At 68.9% G+C, this 15,747-nt stretch carries 16 protein-coding genes; 9 read left to right on the top strand and 7 right to left on the bottom strand.

The features are described from left to right. Positions 1–361: 361 nt before the first annotated feature. Complete coding sequence (locus tag NZH93_RS39190; RefSeq protein ID WP_259628374.1) at positions 362–1,513, bottom strand: NsdA family TPR-like regulatory protein; 1,152 nt, start codon at positions 1,511–1,513, stop codon at positions 362–364. Between the two features lie 114 nt (positions 1,514–1,627). Between NZH93_RS39190 and NZH93_RS39185 the strand changes: the two genes are divergently transcribed. Both NZH93_RS39185 and NZH93_RS39180 read left to right on the top strand, forming a co-directional pair. Continuing rightward, entirely contained in the window at positions 1,628–2,110 is a 483-nt protein-coding gene (locus tag NZH93_RS39185) for a glycine-rich domain-containing protein (RefSeq protein WP_259628373.1), read from the top strand. A 32-nt stretch (positions 2,111–2,142) separates the two neighbouring features. Next, positions 2,143–3,000 (top strand): phosphotransferase family protein, encoded by an 858-nt coding sequence (locus NZH93_RS39180; protein ID WP_259628372.1) that lies wholly within the window; start codon positions 2,143–2,145, stop codon positions 2,998–3,000. 562 nt (positions 3,001–3,562) lie between these two features. Here the strand turns inward: NZH93_RS39180 and NZH93_RS39175 are convergent. Continuing rightward, positions 3,563–3,781: a hypothetical protein gene (locus tag NZH93_RS39175; RefSeq protein ID WP_259628371.1), complete on the bottom strand. Its 219-nt coding sequence runs from the start codon at positions 3,779–3,781 to the stop codon at positions 3,563–3,565. Positions 3,782–4,396: 615 nt separating this feature from the next. On the opposite strand from NZH93_RS39175, the gene NZH93_RS39170 reads away from it, so the two are divergent. Then, positions 4,397–5,218: a hypothetical protein gene (locus tag NZH93_RS39170; RefSeq protein WP_259628370.1), complete on the top strand. Its 822-nt coding sequence runs from the start codon at positions 4,397–4,399 to the stop codon at positions 5,216–5,218. On the opposite strand, the gene NZH93_RS39165 is transcribed toward NZH93_RS39170, so the two are convergent. Together NZH93_RS39165 and NZH93_RS39160 are read right to left on the bottom strand one after the other, a co-directional pair. Further along, on the bottom strand, positions 5,178–6,413 hold the full coding sequence (locus tag NZH93_RS39165; RefSeq protein ID WP_259628369.1) for a glycosyltransferase 87 family protein: 1,236 nt from the start codon (positions 6,411–6,413) through the stop codon (positions 5,178–5,180). The two genes, NZH93_RS39170 and NZH93_RS39165, sit on opposite strands and share 41 nt — an antisense overlap. Before the next feature lie 81 nt (positions 6,414–6,494). Beyond that, positions 6,495–7,721 (bottom strand): glycosyltransferase 87 family protein, encoded by a 1,227-nt coding sequence (locus NZH93_RS39160; RefSeq protein WP_259628368.1) that lies wholly within the window; start codon positions 7,719–7,721, stop codon positions 6,495–6,497. Between the two features lie 131 nt (positions 7,722–7,852). On the opposite strand from NZH93_RS39160, the gene NZH93_RS39155 reads away from it, so the two are divergent. Together NZH93_RS39155 and NZH93_RS39150 are read left to right on the top strand one after the other, a co-directional pair. Continuing rightward, on the top strand, positions 7,853–8,512 hold the full coding sequence (locus NZH93_RS39155; RefSeq protein ID WP_259628367.1) for a response regulator transcription factor: 660 nt from the start codon (positions 7,853–7,855) through the stop codon (positions 8,510–8,512). A 68-nt stretch (positions 8,513–8,580) separates the two neighbouring features. Further along, positions 8,581–9,591, top strand: a complete 1,011-nt coding sequence (locus tag NZH93_RS39150) for a sensor histidine kinase (RefSeq protein WP_259628366.1) — start codon at positions 8,581–8,583, stop codon at positions 9,589–9,591. Here NZH93_RS39150 and NZH93_RS39145 read toward each other — a convergent pair. Both NZH93_RS39145 and NZH93_RS39140 read right to left on the bottom strand, forming a co-directional pair. Beyond that, positions 9,588–10,265 carry a DUF998 domain-containing protein gene (locus NZH93_RS39145; RefSeq protein ID WP_259628365.1) on the bottom strand — a complete coding sequence of 226 codons (678 nt, stop codon included), beginning with the start codon at positions 10,263–10,265 and terminating at the stop codon, positions 9,588–9,590. The genes NZH93_RS39150 and NZH93_RS39145 overlap by 4 nt on opposite strands. Further along, positions 10,262–11,707: an MFS transporter gene (locus NZH93_RS39140; protein WP_259628364.1), complete on the bottom strand. Its 1,446-nt coding sequence runs from the start codon at positions 11,705–11,707 to the stop codon at positions 10,262–10,264. Before NZH93_RS39140 ends, NZH93_RS39145 begins: the two co-directional genes overlap by 4 nt. 91 nt (positions 11,708–11,798) lie before the next feature. Between NZH93_RS39140 and NZH93_RS39135 the strand changes: the two genes are divergently transcribed. Further along, positions 11,799–12,398 (top strand): helix-turn-helix domain-containing protein, encoded by a 600-nt coding sequence (locus NZH93_RS39135; protein WP_259628363.1) that lies wholly within the window; start codon positions 11,799–11,801, stop codon positions 12,396–12,398. Positions 12,399–12,422: 24 nt separating this feature from the next. Here the strand turns inward: NZH93_RS39135 and NZH93_RS39130 are convergent, their stop codons facing one another. After that, the gene (locus tag NZH93_RS39130; RefSeq protein WP_259628362.1) at positions 12,423–12,860 is read right to left on the bottom strand and encodes a DUF6326 family protein; all 438 of its coding nucleotides are present in this window, start codon (positions 12,858–12,860) and stop codon (positions 12,423–12,425) included. A 163-nt stretch (positions 12,861–13,023) separates the two neighbouring features. On the opposite strand from NZH93_RS39130, the gene NZH93_RS51030 reads away from it, so the two are divergent. From NZH93_RS51030 to NZH93_RS39115, 3 genes are all read left to right on the top strand, one after another. Continuing rightward, entirely contained in the window at positions 13,024–14,163 is a 1,140-nt protein-coding gene (locus tag NZH93_RS51030; protein WP_259628361.1) for a sensor histidine kinase, read from the top strand. Further along, positions 14,160–14,816, top strand: coding sequence for a response regulator (locus NZH93_RS39120; protein WP_259628360.1), 657 nt, complete (start codon positions 14,160–14,162; stop codon positions 14,814–14,816). Before NZH93_RS51030 ends, NZH93_RS39120 begins: the two co-directional genes overlap by 4 nt. A 247-nt stretch (positions 14,817–15,063) precedes the next feature. Next, positions 15,064–15,693, top strand: coding sequence for a hypothetical protein (locus NZH93_RS39115; protein WP_259628359.1), 630 nt, complete (start codon positions 15,064–15,066; stop codon positions 15,691–15,693). The last annotated feature ends 54 nt before the right edge of the window (positions 15,694–15,747 follow it).

Raw genomic sequence — 15,747 nt, 5'->3', positions numbered from 1 at the left:
TGATTCGGAGCCCGCGACGGCTTGGAGGTCGGCCGTTCCGAACACCACAGCGATTCCACGATCCCCCGGACCGCCGCCGGATCGCGCCGCAGCAGCTGGACGGACGCAGGCCGGTGAACGGTTGGATCATGCAGGGGTCTTCCACAGCGGTAGCGGCGTCCGCTGGCTGTCGGATTCTCGCCCCACCTCCTGTCGGAATCGAAGGCATGCCACCGGCCTTCCGGCTCGCCGACCGGCTCGACAGGGTCATGCTCGATGAACGGAATGCGCACGGAGTCCACGCACTCGTCCGCGAGCAGCACGGCCACGACGCCGCGGCATTGCCCTGCCCGACCGCCGCTCCCGTAGCCGCGCGCGTCGTTCACCCAGGCGGTGCCGTGGCTGGGCCGCGGGTCGAGCACTGGCGAATGAGGTCGTCGATCTCCTCGACCCGGCGCCCGAGCCGCGCGGAGTGCAGTCCATCCGCCGCTGCTCGCGCTTTCTCGATCATCGTGCGCGCCTGGTCCACCTCCCCGGTGCGTGCGAACGACTCGGCCAGCCACGTCCGATAGAGCGCCACCTCGCGGGCGAAGGTCGTGTCGTAGTCGGCGATGGCCGCGGTGAGCAACGGGGCGGCTCTGGCGGGGTCGCCCAGTTCGATGAGGCACCGGCCGGCCATGACGTCGATCTCGCCGCGGCTCATCCAGTAGACCCAGTGCGGTTCCTCGACGCTCGCGGAGCGCGCCGCGTAGGCGTCGTCGACCGCGTCGAGGGCGCGGTGGGTGGCCTGTGGGTCTCGGGAGCGGGCGCTGGCCCAGGCAACGCGCTCCAGCAGGAGCGCTTTCGCGACCGGCGATGCCTCGGGAGCGCCCCTGACCGCGGTCTTGGCCAGAAGTGCCGCGTCGGTCGGGTTGCCCACGGTCGCCATCTGGTAGGACAGCGTCGACAGCAGTTGCGCCGCCAACGTGCGGTCGCCCGCGGTCTCAGCGGCGGCGACACCGCTGAGGTAGATGTTCTGCGCCTGGACGTAGTTGCCCGCGTCGCCGGCGATCCAGCCGACCAGTTGCGACAGTTCACCGACCACGACCAGCAGTCGCCGTCCCGTGGCCTCGGTGTAGGTCGCGGCGTGGACGACATCCTCGACGTCGGCCAGTTCGCGTCGAGCGAGAGGGAGGAGATCCCCGCCGCTGACCGTGTCGTCGAGGTGGCGCAGCCTCACCACGCGCTGCTCCAACTCCGCCACGAGGCTCTCGCCGATCCGGCGACCGGCCGCGCGGTGAACCGAGCCGGGAGTGTCCGCCACCAGCCATTCGTGCGCCACGCGCAGCGGGTCGTGGTGCGGACCGCAGAGCGCGGCGACGGCGACGTCGAGGCATCGGGAGTACGCGATCACATGAGCGGGCAGGACGGCTCGCGTCCCGTTTTCCAGTTGGCTGAGGTAGGGCTTGCTGTAGTGGGTCCGTGACGCCATCGCGGCCAGGCTGACACCGGCGGTGGTGCGTGCCTGCCGAAGCCGCTGACCAAGACCGCCCACTGCGCCCCGCCGTTCTGCAAACCCTTGCTAACGGCCGACCGATTCCTCTCACGCCGCGTAACGGTCAGGCTACCTGGTGAGACCGACCCCGGTCGACGAATGCAAGGAGACTCCGTGACCACCGTCCTGCAGAGCCGCACCGGACAGAGCCTCGTCCCGACGGACCTGTTCGACCGGCTGTCCAACCGGATCGCCAGGGAACACGACATGCCGGTCGACTTCGCCGCGCGGATCGTCGACCAAGCACTGGCCTTCCTGGCCACCTGCGGGGAGCCTCACCAGGTCTCCCTCGCCCGGTCGGAGTTGGTGGACATCGGCTGGCACACCTTCCTCCTCTACACCAAGCCCTACGCCGACTTCTGCGCCGAGGTGGTCGGCCGTTTCGTCCACCACCTGCCCAACGACGACGGCGACGGCGAGACCGACACCGCGGGCGTGATCACCCGTACGAAGGACGCGATCCGATCCGTCGGCTTCGTGGTCGACGAGGAGCTGTGGTTGGCTCTGAACATCCAGTGCACCGACGGCGACGACGGCTGCCGAGCGTCCGGGGAACGCGGGAACGAGAACACGGACTCGAACGGGACCGGCCGATAACCGCGGCCGGCCACCAGAATCAGGGTAGCGACGTGAAGAAGTACGGCTGGAGCGAACTGCCGGACTCGATCCGGCAGGCAGTGCGGACGCACATAGGCGACATCGCCGATGTCCAACCGACGACCACCGGACAGAGCTGCAACTTCTCCGCAACCGTGCGCAGAGGCTCCCGCGAGCCGGTGTTCGTCAAGGCCGTCGTCGGTGTGTCACCCGCGATGCGCTGGCTCCGCAACGAGGCCGAGGCCGCGGGCCTCGCGCCCGGAATCGCTCCAGCCGTGCTGTTCGCCGACGACATCGACGACTGGCTGATCGTCGGCTTCGAACACCTCACGGGACGCCCGGCCAAGCTCGGCCCCGGATCGACCGACCTTCCGCTCATCGCGTCCACCCTCGCCCGGATCAGCGCCGTGACCGCCCCGACACTGCGTCCGCTGACGCTGCGCTGGGCATCGTCCTGGTGGCCTCGACTCGCCGAGGAACGGCCCGACACCCTCGGCGCCTGGAACCTCGACCTGCTGTCGCACTGGGAGCGGCAGGCCCCCGAGCGCGTGAGCGGGGACACGCTCGTGCACTCCGATCTGCACGCGGACCAGTTCATCATCACCGACACGGAGTCCGTGCACGTGATCGACTGGGGGTTGCCCGCGGCCGGCGCCGCCTGGGTCGACCCGGCCTTGCTGGTGATCCGCCTGATCGACGCGGGACACAGCCCCGGCGAGGCGGAGACCTGGGCACGGCAGCACACGCGCTGGGCCGACGCCTCCGAGGACGACATCACCGCGTTCGCCGTCTACGTCGCGGGGCTCTGGACGTACAAGGCCGCCGCCACCGACGAGATCGCGCGTATGGCACGCCGCTACGCGGACTGGCGGCTGAGCACGACACGCTGACGAACCGTCGAAAGCACAACGAGCCGAGCCAGCCCGGCTCGTGCTGTTCTGTCGCTCGCGGAAGCACCCGCTCCGGTGGGTGACGCAGGCGGCGGCACACCACCATGTCGGATCGCCGTGGACGCCGTGCGCTGCCTCGAGCCGCCCCTGACGCCGACCCGGTTCCGTCGATGACTCGACTGGCCGAGCAGGGCACCGTGTCGCCGACATTCGACCGGTACGACGAGGACAGCTATGGCTGCTTCATCGACCCGCCCAGCAGCGGGGTGTGACCGTAGTCGAGGGGTCTCCTCCGTTTGGTGTTGTCGGTGTCCGGACCTGGTTGGCGGTGTCGGCCACGCCTCAGGGTCCGCAACCCTGCTGGGGGAGTGCGGTCGTCCGGCCAGCGATCCTGCGCACGATGTGACGACTTGGGGCCCTGCCGGTGCGACGAACTCGATGCGCGGCATGAAAGGAGCGACCTGCGTTGAAAGACCACCGACCGGCCATTCAAAGTTGCGATTTAGGATGGCCCGAGGAGCTGACGTCGGTGAATCGGTGCCTCGCAGGAGTCGAGTGAACGTCACGGTGTCTCGTCGACAGGTGGGTCGTCATCCGACGACCTGGTTTCGTGGACGTTCAGGTCGCCCTGGACCGTGCCAATCTGGATCACCGTTCCACAGAACTCACCCGAAGCCGTGTTTCGTGCGGAGGTATGGACGTCCGAGGGGCGGGCCCGGGCGGTGAGCTTGTCCTCCAGCGTGCGGGCCGCGATGCATGCCAGCTTGAAGGAGTAGGTCACGAGGAAGACCGACAGGCCCAGGAGGAAGGCTGCGACTACTCCGTAGAGCAGGAGTCCAACCAGTTTTCGGGCAGGCTCATCTGAATAGTTAAGAGGTAGAACAGTGCGTCATGCCGAGCCAACCTGGTCTCATCTCACCTCCGACGCCCTCTGAGTCTGTGGTGTCGTCATGATGGCACACACAGGCAGGTCGCGGCCGAGCGCAAGGCACCCATCCCTCGCACGGCGCCAGGTGAGCAGCACGGGGCTTCCGAGGAGTGTTCGGTTACGCGTCCCGCGTCACAGCTTCTGTCGAACCTCCTGCTGTTCGCGGCACGGCCTCCGCTCGTCACCCGTACCAGCGGCGTTCGTCGGCGAGTCAGTGGGGCAGGCGTTGCGTGTGCAGGCCGACCACTCGTGCGCTGAACTCGTCGGGGTTCTCCTCCAGCACCCGCCCCGGATCCGGGCCCAAGGTGATCAGCGTCGAGTGCTCGGGGTGTTCGCCGATGTCGGAACCGTAGGCGGCGAGGACTTACCGCTCTTGCCCCGGCCGCACTATTGCGGGTGTGACCGCAGTTGGGTCGGGAAAGGTGACGGGGCCCGGAGTGGTGAGTCGCTGCGGGGCAGAATCTTCCCGTGGACCATGAATCCAGGCCGGATCCGCTCGTCGCTCAGCAGTCGGCGGACGCCTCGAACTCCAGCAAGGTCGTCCAAGCGGGAAGGGACGTGGTCGAACACCATCACCACACTGCGGCCGTGACCCGATTAGACGGGCCATCCACCGGCACGTCCAACGCGGCCAAGTCACCTCACGGCCCTGTTGTCCAAGCCGGGGCGATCGAGGGTGGTGTGCACATCCATACCACCACGGGATTGGTCTGGGGTGCGGTGATCGTCGGAATCGTCGCGGTGACGGCACTGGGCGTCGCCGCGGGCATCCCGTTCGGATCGTCGCCCACCGGGTCGGCGCCATCATCTCCGTGGACCCAGCCCTCACCTACCACGACGACCACCTCGAGCAGTGTTCCACCGAGCACCGCACCCTCCGCGGAGGTCACGTCCCCTGGTCCGCTGGCCCGGCTCACGCCGCTGGACGGGCGGGTGCTGAGCGACGAGACCGTCACCGTCGAGAACAAACCCGGCTTCGAGGCCAAGATCGCACACCTGTCCTGCGTGAACGGCGTTCCCGGTGTGCTGGTGGAGACCTACGACCTCGGCGGCTTCTCCGGGAGGCTCACCACGAAGGTCGCTGTGCGCGACACGCCGACCGGAGCGCCGGTCACGTTCGCGGTGATCGCCGACGGCGTCACGGTGGCCTCGATCACTCTCCCGGTGAAGTCGGCCGAGGAACTGGAGGCGAAACTCGCGGGTGTGCGGCGGGTGACCCTGCGGACTTCCGCCGCCGCTTGCGTGGATGTCAGTGGGGCCTGGGTCGAGCCCGCACTCGAGACTCCTTGACGGCGAACGTCTCGCCGGCCGAGAGCCGACTGTGTGGGGTCAGCAAGCCTGCCGCGGCACACCCGAGCACGACCAGTCCGAAGTAGACGTAACTGCCGCCGACGAGCTGTTGCCACAGCGGCCAGGCGAGTTCGACATCGCTGGCGCGCGGGAACCACCAGTGCGGTGCCTCGATGAACAGCACCACCCCGATGGCTCCCAAGGCGAACGGCAGCGCGGTGCGCGTGCGCAGGCCGATCTCGGCGAGCACCAGCACCAGCGGGACGGCCCACACCCAGTGGTGCGACCAGGACACCGGCGAGCAGAGCAACTGGGCGAGCGCGTTGAGCGCCAACGCGAGGCAGACGTGGCCTGCCGCGAACGCCCGGCGCATCCCGATCGCGGCCACGCCGACCACGAGCGCGCTCAACCCGACCCACAGCAGGCCCTGCCACGGCGTGTCGAACCGGGACAGCACCCCCGTGATCGACTGGTTGCCCGCGTAGTTCGGGCCGCCGATCCGGTCGGTGTCGAACAGCACGTCCGCCCAGTAGCGGACGGAATCGGCGCCCGCGAACAGGAAACCGAGCGCGGTGCACGTGACGAACGACAGCGCGGCGTTGCGGATGGCTCGCCGGTCGCGGCTGACCAGGAAGAACAGGATGAACGCCGCCGGGGTGAGCTTCACGGCGGCCGCGATGCCGATCAGCGCACCGCGGTAGCGCGCCGGGGTGAAGCCGAGGCAATCCGCCACGACGAGCACGAGCAGCAGGGCGTTGATCTGGCCGAAATCGAGGGTGGAGGTCACCGGTTCGAACCACAGCGCGATGGGGAGCGCTGCTCCTCCCAGCAGCGGCAAGTGGTGTCCTCGCACGCCCAGCTTTCGGGCTACCAGCACCGTGGACGCCACCAGCGCGGCCACGGACAGCAGGGTGATCGCGGTGCTGGCGGTAGCCAACGACGGGATGGCCAGTGGGGAGAGCACCACCACCGCGAACGGCGGGTAGGTGAACGGCAGGTTGTAGCCGAACGTCAGATCGGGCAGCCGGGCGTACAGGTCGCCGCCGTCCAGCCACACTCGCGCTCCGACTCGGTAGACGTCCAGGTCGAGGAGGTACTTGTCCGGGGTCAGCAGTGCCACCAGCACCACGAGGTCCACCGCGCCCAGCACCGCGAAGAACACGGGATTCCGCGTCCAGCGCGCGTATTTCGACATTGTCGTCGGCTCCTCTTCTCGGCCGGGATCGGCTGGGAAAGAGGTACGCGGGTCGTGTTACGGGGCTGGTAAGTCGAATGCTTATGTGGCGCTTATCCGTGCTGGTCGCGAAAAGTCCGGCTGCCGGTCTGGGGGAGAAGGCACGCGAGGCTGCGCCAGCAGGCCGGCAGCGGCGCAGCCCAACACCGCGAAGGCCCAGTAGGTGTAGCCGCCGCCGAGCAACTGCTGCCACAGCGGCCAGGTGAGTTCGACGTCGCCCGCGGTCGGGAACCACCAGTGCACGCCCAGTGCGAACAGCGCGATTCCACTGATGGCCAACACCAGTGACGGGCGGGTACGCCTGCCCAGCGCCAGCACCAGGGGGACCGCCCACACCCAGTGGTGCGACCACGAGATGGGCGAGCACAGCAGGGGGACCAGGGCGGTCAACGCCAGTGCGAGGGCGGTCTGCCCTTCGGCCAACGCCTTGCGGATGCCGACCACGGCAAGACCGACGGCCAGCGCGCCCAGTCCCAGCCACAGGCCGGTGTGCGGCACGTCGAACCGGGCGAGCACGCCGGTGATGGACTGGTTCGCTGTGAACATCGGGCCGCCGACCCGCTTGGTCTGGTACAGGACCTCCGTCCAGAACCGCCACGAATCCACTGGGGCGCACAGGAAACCGACGCCCGAGCACACGGCGAACGACACAACGACGTTCAGCGCCGCCCGTCGATCGCGCTTGAGCAGGAAGAACAGGATGAACGCGGCGGGGGTGAGCTTCACCGCCGCGGCGACGCCCACCAGCGCGCCGCGGTAACGCGACTGGGGGAGTGCGAGGCAGTCCACGACGACGAGCAGCAGCAGGACCGCGTTGATCTGCCCGGCGGCCAGGGTGCTGCGCACGGGCTCGAACACCAGCACGAACGGGACCGCGGCGACGGTCAGCAAGGAGCTGTACTGCCGCAGCGCGCCGAGCGCACGCGTCACCAGCAGGGTCGACCCGGCCATGGCGACCACGGACACCACGGTGAGCAGCGTGCCTGCCACCCACAACGGCGGCATGGCCAGCGGTGCGAGCACGGCCGCCGCGAACGGTGGGTAGGTGAACGGCATGGTGAACCCGGCCAGGACCGGGAGATCGGCGTACAGGTCGCCGCCGTCCAGCCAGGCCCGCGCCCCGGTCCGGTACACGTCGAGGTCGAGCAGGTAGCCGTGGCCCACCGCCGGGTGGAACGACAGCACGGTCGACACGACCAGTGCGAGGTCGAACGCGAGCAGCGCCGCGAACACCGCGGGGTGCCGGGCCCAGCGGAGAAAGTGCGTCATTTCGTGAAATCCTCTTTTCCGGCCGTTTTCGGCAGGGAAAGAAGTACGCGTCGGGCACCGCGCACCCGATAAGTCGATTTCTTATGCTGCGCTTATCCTCACGCGGGTAGACAGTGCGACCGGAGGTGGAGATGCGGGTTCTGGTCGCCGAGGACGAGCGCAAGCTGGCGGACACCTTGGCGCGCGGGCTTCGGCATCTGGGGATGTCCGTCGACGTCTGCTACGACGGCGACGCGGCGCTGGAGAAGGCGTTGGTGCACGACTACGACGTGGTCGTGCTCGACCGCGACCTGCCGGAGGTGCACGGCGACGAGGTGTGCCGACGGATCACGACCGAACAGCGCGACAGCAGGGTGTTGATGCTGACGGCCGCCGCGACCATCCGGGACCGGGTGGAGGGGTTGGGCATCGGCGCCGACGACTACCTCACCAAGCCGTTCGCGTTCGCCGAACTCGTGGCGCGGATCGGCGCGCTGGGCCGTCGGGTGCGGCCCGCGCTGCCACCCGTGCTCGACCAGGCGGGCGTGCAGCTCGACACCGCGCGGCGCTTCGCCAGCCGGGACGGCCGTCCGCTCAAGCTGGCGCCGAAGGAATTCGCGGTCCTCGGCGTGCTGATGCGGGCCGAGGGTGCGGTGGTCACCACCGAGCAACTGCTGGAGAAGGCATGGGACGAGCACGCCGACCCGTTCACGAACGCGGTCCGGGTGGCGGTGATGACGTTGCGGCGCAAGCTGGGCAGCCCACCGCTGATCCACACGGTCGCGGGCGCGGGATATCGCTTCGGCGACTGATCAGCGAGCCCGCTTCGCTGGCGGGCCGGATCGCCACGCTCGTCCTCGGCAGTTTCGCGCTGGGTGTGGTGCTCTTCCGCCCGATCGTCGACCTGGGCCAGTGGCTCGGCAGGTGGTTCTTGGAACTGCGGTGGTGGTGGGAGGGCTGGAACGAGCCGCTGATGAACGGGCGCGCGGTCTTCGCGCTGCTCGGCATGGTGGCGCTCGTGGCCGCGCCGCTGATCGTGCTGGTGGTGCTCCACCGGTTGATCCGCACGGTCGTCAACGAGGTCACCTTGCGCCCCCTCAAGGGAATTCAGGGCGTCTTGAGCTCCACCGGACCGCAGAATCTGGGCCAACGCGTTCCGACGGCGGGCGCGCCCGACCAACTGAGGGACCTGACCCTCGCCATCAACGACATGCTCGACCGGGTGGCGCTCGGCTACGAGGGCCAGCGGCGGTTCGCCGCCAACGCCTCCCACGAGTTGCGCACGCCGCTCGCCGTGCAGCGGACGCTGGTGGAGGTGGCGATGGTGACCGAGGAGGACAACCCCGGCGTGGACCGGCTCGGCCGGGAACTGCTGCTGGTCAACGAAAGCAGCGAGGCGCTGATCGAGGGCTTGCTGGTGCTCGCGGAAAGCGATCGGGGTGTTTCCGGCGCGATCCCGGTGCGCCTGGACGAACTCGCCGACTCCGTGCTGGACCGCTACACGGATCTGGCCGCGCAGCACGAGGTCTCGCTGCGCCGGGTCCTGCGGGAACGGACCGTGCCGGGCGACCCGTTGCTGCTGGAGCGGATGCTCGACAACCTGGTGCACAACGCCATCAAGTACAACCGCGCAGGCGGCTGGGTCGAGGTCACCGTGACCTCCGACGGGCTCACCGTGCACAACACCGGCCGGGAAATTCTCGCCCACCAGGTCACCCCGCTGTTCGAGCCGTTCCGCAGGCTCGTCGCGGACCGGACGTCGCACCGGGAGGGCGCGGGCCTCGGCCTGTCGATCGTGCGGTCCATCACGGCGGCGCACCACGGCACGGTCGACGCCCGCCCCGGCGGGGACGGTGGCTTGCGCGTGGAGATCGACCTGCCGGCGGGCTAGCGGGAAGGTCGATCTCCGGCACGCACCAGGAAACCGAATCCTGCGACCAGCGCCCAGATCTGGAGGGGGAAGACGGTGACGCGTTCGGCGAAGCCGACACCGATCGCACCCCCGGGGTTCGCGACCGCGAGGATGGTCAGGGCGAAACCCGCCAGGCCGATGACCCCGAGCACCATCGCCGACGCACGGGCCACCGGGCGGTTGCTCGTCGACGCGGACGAGCCTGCGACGACCAGAGCGATGTTGCCGAGGATGAAGATCGGCAGCGCGCCTACCGAGTGGACGGTCAAGTTGACGTCTTCGGGCACGAGGCCGATCGTGATCCACGAAGCGCCCGCCAACCCGACCATGCCCTGCCAGATGCGACGATTCCCCTTGGTGGCCCAGGCATCGGCGGTGAGGATCACCCCGGCGAGCAGGAACACGCCTTGCAGGACGAAAGCGGTGTTCATCCCGGCGTGCAGGGGTGAACAGACGTCGTTGCCGAGCACGGGTGCGCAGCGCACGGCGCCGAGATCGCTGATGTAGTTGGCCCACCAGCTATAGCGGGGGTGGTTCCAGGCGTTCTGGACGACGACGTGCACGACGAAGAACTGCACGGTGCCGAGGGCGAACAGGGAACCGCCGAGGCGGGTCCTCCAGGTCGCTGGTGCCGCGAGGTGTGCGGTGGTCATGCTGAGCGGTCCTCCGAGGGGGAGATGAGCGCGGTGAGAACCGCTCCGGTGAGGAAGACGACGGCCGTCCAGCCGAACGCCGTGGTGTAACCGTGCACGGCCGCCGACGTGTGGTCGGCCTGGTCCGTGGTGGCGTAGGCGGCTGCCGCCGACGCGGCGACCGTGTTGAGGACGGCGACACCGATGGAACCGCCGACCTGTTGCGCGGCGTTGACCGACGCGGCGGCGGCACCGGCGAGGTTGTCGCCCAGTCGCGCGGTGGCGGACGCGGTGGCGGTGGCGATCACGAGTCCGACGCCCGCGCCGATGAGCACGAGGCTCGGCAGCAGGTGCGGGACGTAATCGCTGCGCACTCCGAGCCGGGTGAGCAGGAGCCCACCCGTGCCCGCCGCGGTGAGGCCCACCGGGATGACGAACCGGGCACCGAAGCGCTTGTTCGCAGCGGGTCCGACGATCGCGGCGGCGACCACGAGGGCCGCGGGCACGGGCAGGAAGGCCAGCCCGGTCCGGATCTGGCCGTAGCCGAGGGTGGATTGCAGGTAGTACGGCAGGAACAGGAACGTCGTGAACAGGCCGGCCGAGGACAGTAGCAATGCGATCAGGGCAGCACCCCGACCGCGGTCCGTGAGGATCCGAAGCGGCAGCAGCGGTACCGGGACCCGCGTTTGCGCCACGACGAAGGTCACGAGCAGGACCGCCGCGATGACGAGCGCGACGACCGTGACGGGCGCTGCCCATCCGGCGGTCTCGGCGTTGGACGTCCCGAACACCAGGCTGAACAGACCGAGGGTGACGGTGATGGCGCCGATCAGGTCCAGGCGTTGCCCGCGCCGCGGTTCCGCTCTCGGTGCGAGGACGACCGCTCCGACGATGGCGGGGATCGCGATCACGACGGTGATGAACATGGTCCACCGCCACGACAACGTCTGGGTGAGCGTTCCCCCGAGGAGCAGACCTGCGGTCGTACCGATCATGGACACGGAACCGAACACCCCGAACGCGCGGCCTCGTTGCGCCGGGTCGGTGAAGGTGGTGGACACGAGCGCCAGGGCGGCAGGGGCCAGCAGGGCGGCGAACAGCCCTTGGCCGACACGGGCGCCGACGAGGACCGCGACCGTGGGCGCGGCGCCACCGAGGGCCGACGTGATGGCGAAGCCGGTCAACCCGATCACGAGCAGGCGTTTGCGGCCCCACCGGTCGGCCAGGCGCCCGCTGAGCAGCAGCAGGCTGCCGAACGCGAGCGCGTAGCCGGTGACGATCCACTGCCGGGCACCGTCGGCGAAGCCGAGGTCGGCCTGCACGGACGGAAGCGCGATGGTGATGACGGTGGTGTCGAGGGAGATCATCAACTGCGCCAGTGCGAGCGCTGTCAGCAGCCACCACCGCTTCGGGTCGAGTGCGCCGACACCGATCGGGCCGGTACTCGGGAGAGCGCGGGTCATGCGGATCCTTTCGAGGCGGGCAGCGGACCGGGTGAAGAAGCCATGCCACGACTGTAGATTCGCCTTGTCCCGAAGACATACAGTCTTGTCCATGAAGCAAGAACTGGATGTGGACCATCTGGTCAGGCAGCGGATCAGGGCCCTTCGCCTGGCGCGTGGCTGGTCACTCGACGTGCTGGCGGAACGCAGCTACCTGAGCCCGTCGAACCTGAGCCGCATCGAGACCGGCGGCAGGCGCATCGCGCTCGACCAGTTGATCCCGATCGCCAAGGCTCTCGACACGACCATCGACCAACTCGTCGAATCACCCGACGACGAGGACGTCGTGATCCGCCCCCACCGCGACGAACACCGGGGCATGACGATCTGGACCCTCGCGCGAGAACGCACCCCGAACGACCTCACGGTCGCCAAGATGCGCATCACCACTCCGGCGCCGTCCTTGGAGGAGGCGGGCGTGCACCCCGGCCGCGACTGGTTCACGGTGCTCTCCGGCACCGCGGAACTCCGACTGGGCAACCGGCTCATCCTGGTCCGTGCGGGAGACGCCGCCGAGTTCTCCACGATGATCCCCCACGCCATCGGCGCGCACGGGAAGCGGCCCGTGGAGATCCTCACGATCCTCACCCAGGACGGCCACAAGGCCCACACCCAAGAACGTCGCTCACCGTCGGAAGGGTCCGAGGAGTGATCGGCAACCGGCATGAAGGTGCGGTCACGGCAGCGTGCGTACGACCGTCGGTGGCGGCCATTTCCAGGCGGTGCTGGCGATGACGACGAGGAGCACCACTTCGACGAGGCTGCCGAGGAGGTAGTAGACCCACGTCTCGCCAACGCACGACACGATGATGGTGATCAGGTAGAGGACGCTGACGACGGTGTTGGCGGTTCGGCTGACCCGTGGTGCGAGGAGGAGCGTCAGGACCACCATCAGGATCGGCGGCAGGAGGTAGATCAGGGTGGAGGTCAGGAACACCTGGTCGACCGTGAACGCCGTGTTCGCCATCCTGCCGTCGAGCGCGGCGTCGAGGACGTCGGCGCGGTAGAACCCGAAGATGTCGACGTAGGCGAACACGAAGAGCACCGCGACCCACAGGGCGCAGAGCACGAGCTTCACGTCGACCGGGGTGTCCCGGTATTGCTTTGGCTTCATCACGGGATGTGCTCCTCTGGTCGGGCCGAGGACGTCCAGTGTCACCACGTCGGTTCCGAGGCACACCGGGATGACGGTCAGCGTTGCCCTGACCGATCGGCCAGGGCCGGACCTGCCTCTTCGGTGGATCCGCCGACTCGTCCGAGTCCCTACTCTGTGGCTGGTGAGGAGAACGCCCGGTGAGCCTGACGGTGGGAGTCCACCGGTTCGCGTGTGGCGCGACTGGTTGCTCGTCGCGGGGGTGGCGGGAACGGCGGTGGCGGAGGTCGTCGTTCGCGACGACGTGGTGTGGCGTCCCGTCTGCGTCGTGCTCGGTGTGACGTTGGCGCTCACGATGCTGTGGCGGCGAGTTCGGCCGCTCGCCGCCGTGGGGGTCGGGTTCGGCGGGTTGATGGTGGTCGACCTGGCCGCGGTCTTCGTCGCAGGCGAGCACTTCTCCCTGTACGCGAGCACGTTCGCCGTGGTTCTCGTGTACTCGCTGTTCCGGTGGGGAACCAGCGGGCAGGCGGCGACCGGGTTGGCGATCGTGCTGCTGGAGTGGCTCGTCGCCGTGGTGACCGACTTCCCCGGCGTCGTTGACGCAGGCGGTGGCCTGGTCGTGCTGCTGTTCCCCGCCGCGCTCGGCGTCCTGGTCCGCTACCGGCACATCGTCCGCGTCCAGCGAGTCGAGCGGGTCCGGTTCCACGAGCGGGAAATGCTGGCCCGCGAGTTGCACGACACCGTCGCTCACCACGTGTCCGCCATCGCCATCCAGGCGCAGGCGGGCCGATTCCTGGCCGGTTCACACGACCTGGACGGGGCGGCCAAGGCTCTGGAGGTCATCGAGGGGGAGGCGTCGCGCACCCTGGCCGAGATGCGCTCCATGGTCGGGTCTTTGCGCCGGGGCGGCGGCACGCCGGAGGTGTTCGCCCAGCGCGGCGTGGCCGACATCGAGGGCCTGGCCGCGGCGGGCGACCAGAGGCCGCGGATCTACGTCGAGCGGCGCGGCGATCTCGACGACCTGCGACCCGCGGTCGAGGCGGCGCTGTACCGGGTCGCCCAGGAGTCGATCACCAACGCGAAGCGCCACGCACGGCACGCGACCAGGGTTCACGTCCTCGTGGACGGCGGTACCGACTCCGTGCGGCTGAGCGTCAGCGACGACGGTGAGCGCGGCCCGTCCAACTCCCGTGTGCCGGGCTACGGGCTCGTGGGCATGGCTGAGCGCGTGACGCTCCTCGGAGGAACCCTCGAAGCGGGCCCAAGCCCCGACCACGGCTGGACGGTCCACGCGGTGATCCCGACGCGAGAGGCCCTCCCATGACCATCCGCGTCATCATCGCCGACGATCAGGACATCGTCCGGGCAGGTCTGACCACGATCATCGACGGCCAACCCGACATCGACGTGATCGGCCAAGCCGCCGACGGCCACGAGGCCGTCGCGCTCGCCCGTCGCCTGCGGCCCGACGTGTGCCTGTTCGACATCCGGATGCCACGCCTGGACGGCGTCGAGGCGACCCGCCTGCTCGCGGGACCCGACGTCGAGGACCCGATGGCCGTCGTCGTCATCACCACCTTCGACACCGACGAACACGTCAGCGGCGCCCTGAAAGCGGGCGCCAAGGGTTTCCTGCTCAAGGACGCCGGACCAGCCTTGTTGGTCCAAGCCATCCACGCCGCGGCCGAAGGAGACGCCCTCATCGCCCCCAGCGTCACCGCCCGCCTGCTCGCGGGCTTCGCCGACTCGGCGACCTCCTCGAAGCGAGCACGACCGCACGTCACGTTGACCGACCGGGAGGAAGAGGTCGCACTGACCGTCGCACGGGGTCGGACCAACGCCGAGATCGCGGAAGAACTCCACATCAGCCTCAGCACCGTGAAGTTCCACCTCGCGAGCCTGATGACCAAGATCGGGGCCCGCAACCGCGTCCAGATCGCCATCTGGGCCTACGAGACCAGACGAGTGCGGCCCTGAAACCCTTGCAGACGATCGCGAGTCGGGCCTATCGAGACGGTCCGTGGCCGTCTGACCGGCAGAAACCGGACGGGACCCGTTTCTTTTCGGTTCTGCCTTCTCCAGCGCGGTGATGGCCGGTTTGCTGGAGGCACGGCAGTCGTCCCCTCGAACCCGCTGTGGGACAACACATCCCGACCGCGGTGCTCTCGCGGGTGGGCGAACTCCGTTTGTTCCCAACATCTAGCACGGACAAGGTGGCCACTTCATGGTGCAAGGAACCTCAGTATTCAGCCGATTGCTCGTAGTCGTCACGGCGGCTGTCGCGTTGACCTCGATCGTGATCAGTCCGGCGTCCGCCGATTCCACGCCGGCCCCACCCGCGCCCCCGGACGCGGCGGTGACCGGATCGTCATTAGTGGTGCCCGGAGCACGGGCCATGGCGGGCCCCGCGAACTCTCAGGCCGGCCTGCTGGCCGCGCCGACGGGTGTCTGCGCCCAGGCGCACATGCAGAATCACGGTTGGCTGCAAGGGCAGTGCGTCCAAGCGGGCGAGGTCGTGGTGGTCGGCTTGGCGGGGGAGGGGCTTCAGATGGAAGCCTTGTCGCTGTGGGTTGATGGGACCAATTTCTGCGTCATGGGGCACGTGCAGGCGATCGGTTGGCAGGATTGGGCCTGTGCGGCCGCTGGTGACGGCGCGACGGTCGGCACCACCGGGCAGGGTCTGCGGCTGGAAGCGGTGGCCTACGGCGTGCAGACGGGGATGATCTGCGGGAACGCCTACGTGCAGGATGTCGGCTGGCAAGGCTGGTACTGCGGGGTCGACGGCGATTACAACGCGGCGGGAACCACGGGGCAGGACAGGCGGATAGAGGCGTTGGCCTTCTTCGTCGAGTGAGCTCGTAACACGCGCTGAGCACGGCCGGGGGGGGGGGGGGGGGGGGGGGGGGGG

The organism is Umezawaea endophytica (assembly GCF_025061645.1).
In the GTDB taxonomy this organism is placed as follows: Bacteria; Actinomycetota; Actinomycetes; order Mycobacteriales; family Pseudonocardiaceae; genus Umezawaea; species Umezawaea endophytica.
Note: the sequence above shows the minus strand (reverse complement) of the source record. Positions and strands in the feature narration are given on the sequence as shown.

Excerpts from the sequence above, each read along its gene's own strand:
- NZH93_RS39165 (WP_259628369.1), bottom strand. The coding sequence starts at position 6,413 with ATGTCGAAATACGCGCGCTGGACGCGGAATCCCGTGTTCTTCGCGGTG.
- NZH93_RS39160 (WP_259628368.1), bottom strand. The coding sequence starts at position 7,721 with ATGACGCACTTTCTCCGCTGGGCCCGGCACCCCGCGGTGTTCGCGGCG.
- NZH93_RS39155 (WP_259628367.1), top strand. The coding sequence starts at position 7,853 with ATGCGGGTTCTGGTCGCCGAGGACGAGCGCAAGCTGGCGGACACCTTG.
- NZH93_RS39145 (WP_259628365.1), bottom strand. The coding sequence starts at position 10,265 with ATGACCACCGCACACCTCGCGGCACCAGCGACCTGGAGGACCCGCCTC.
- NZH93_RS39140 (WP_259628364.1), bottom strand. The coding sequence starts at position 11,707 with ATGACCCGCGCTCTCCCGAGTACCGGCCCGATCGGTGTCGGCGCACTC.
- NZH93_RS39135 (WP_259628363.1), top strand. The coding sequence starts at position 11,799 with ATGAAGCAAGAACTGGATGTGGACCATCTGGTCAGGCAGCGGATCAGG.
- NZH93_RS39130 (WP_259628362.1), bottom strand. The coding sequence starts at position 12,860 with ATGAAGCCAAAGCAATACCGGGACACCCCGGTCGACGTGAAGCTCGTG.
- NZH93_RS39120 (WP_259628360.1), top strand. The coding sequence starts at position 14,160 with ATGACCATCCGCGTCATCATCGCCGACGATCAGGACATCGTCCGGGCA.
- NZH93_RS39115 (WP_259628359.1), top strand. The coding sequence starts at position 15,064 with ATGGTGCAAGGAACCTCAGTATTCAGCCGATTGCTCGTAGTCGTCACG.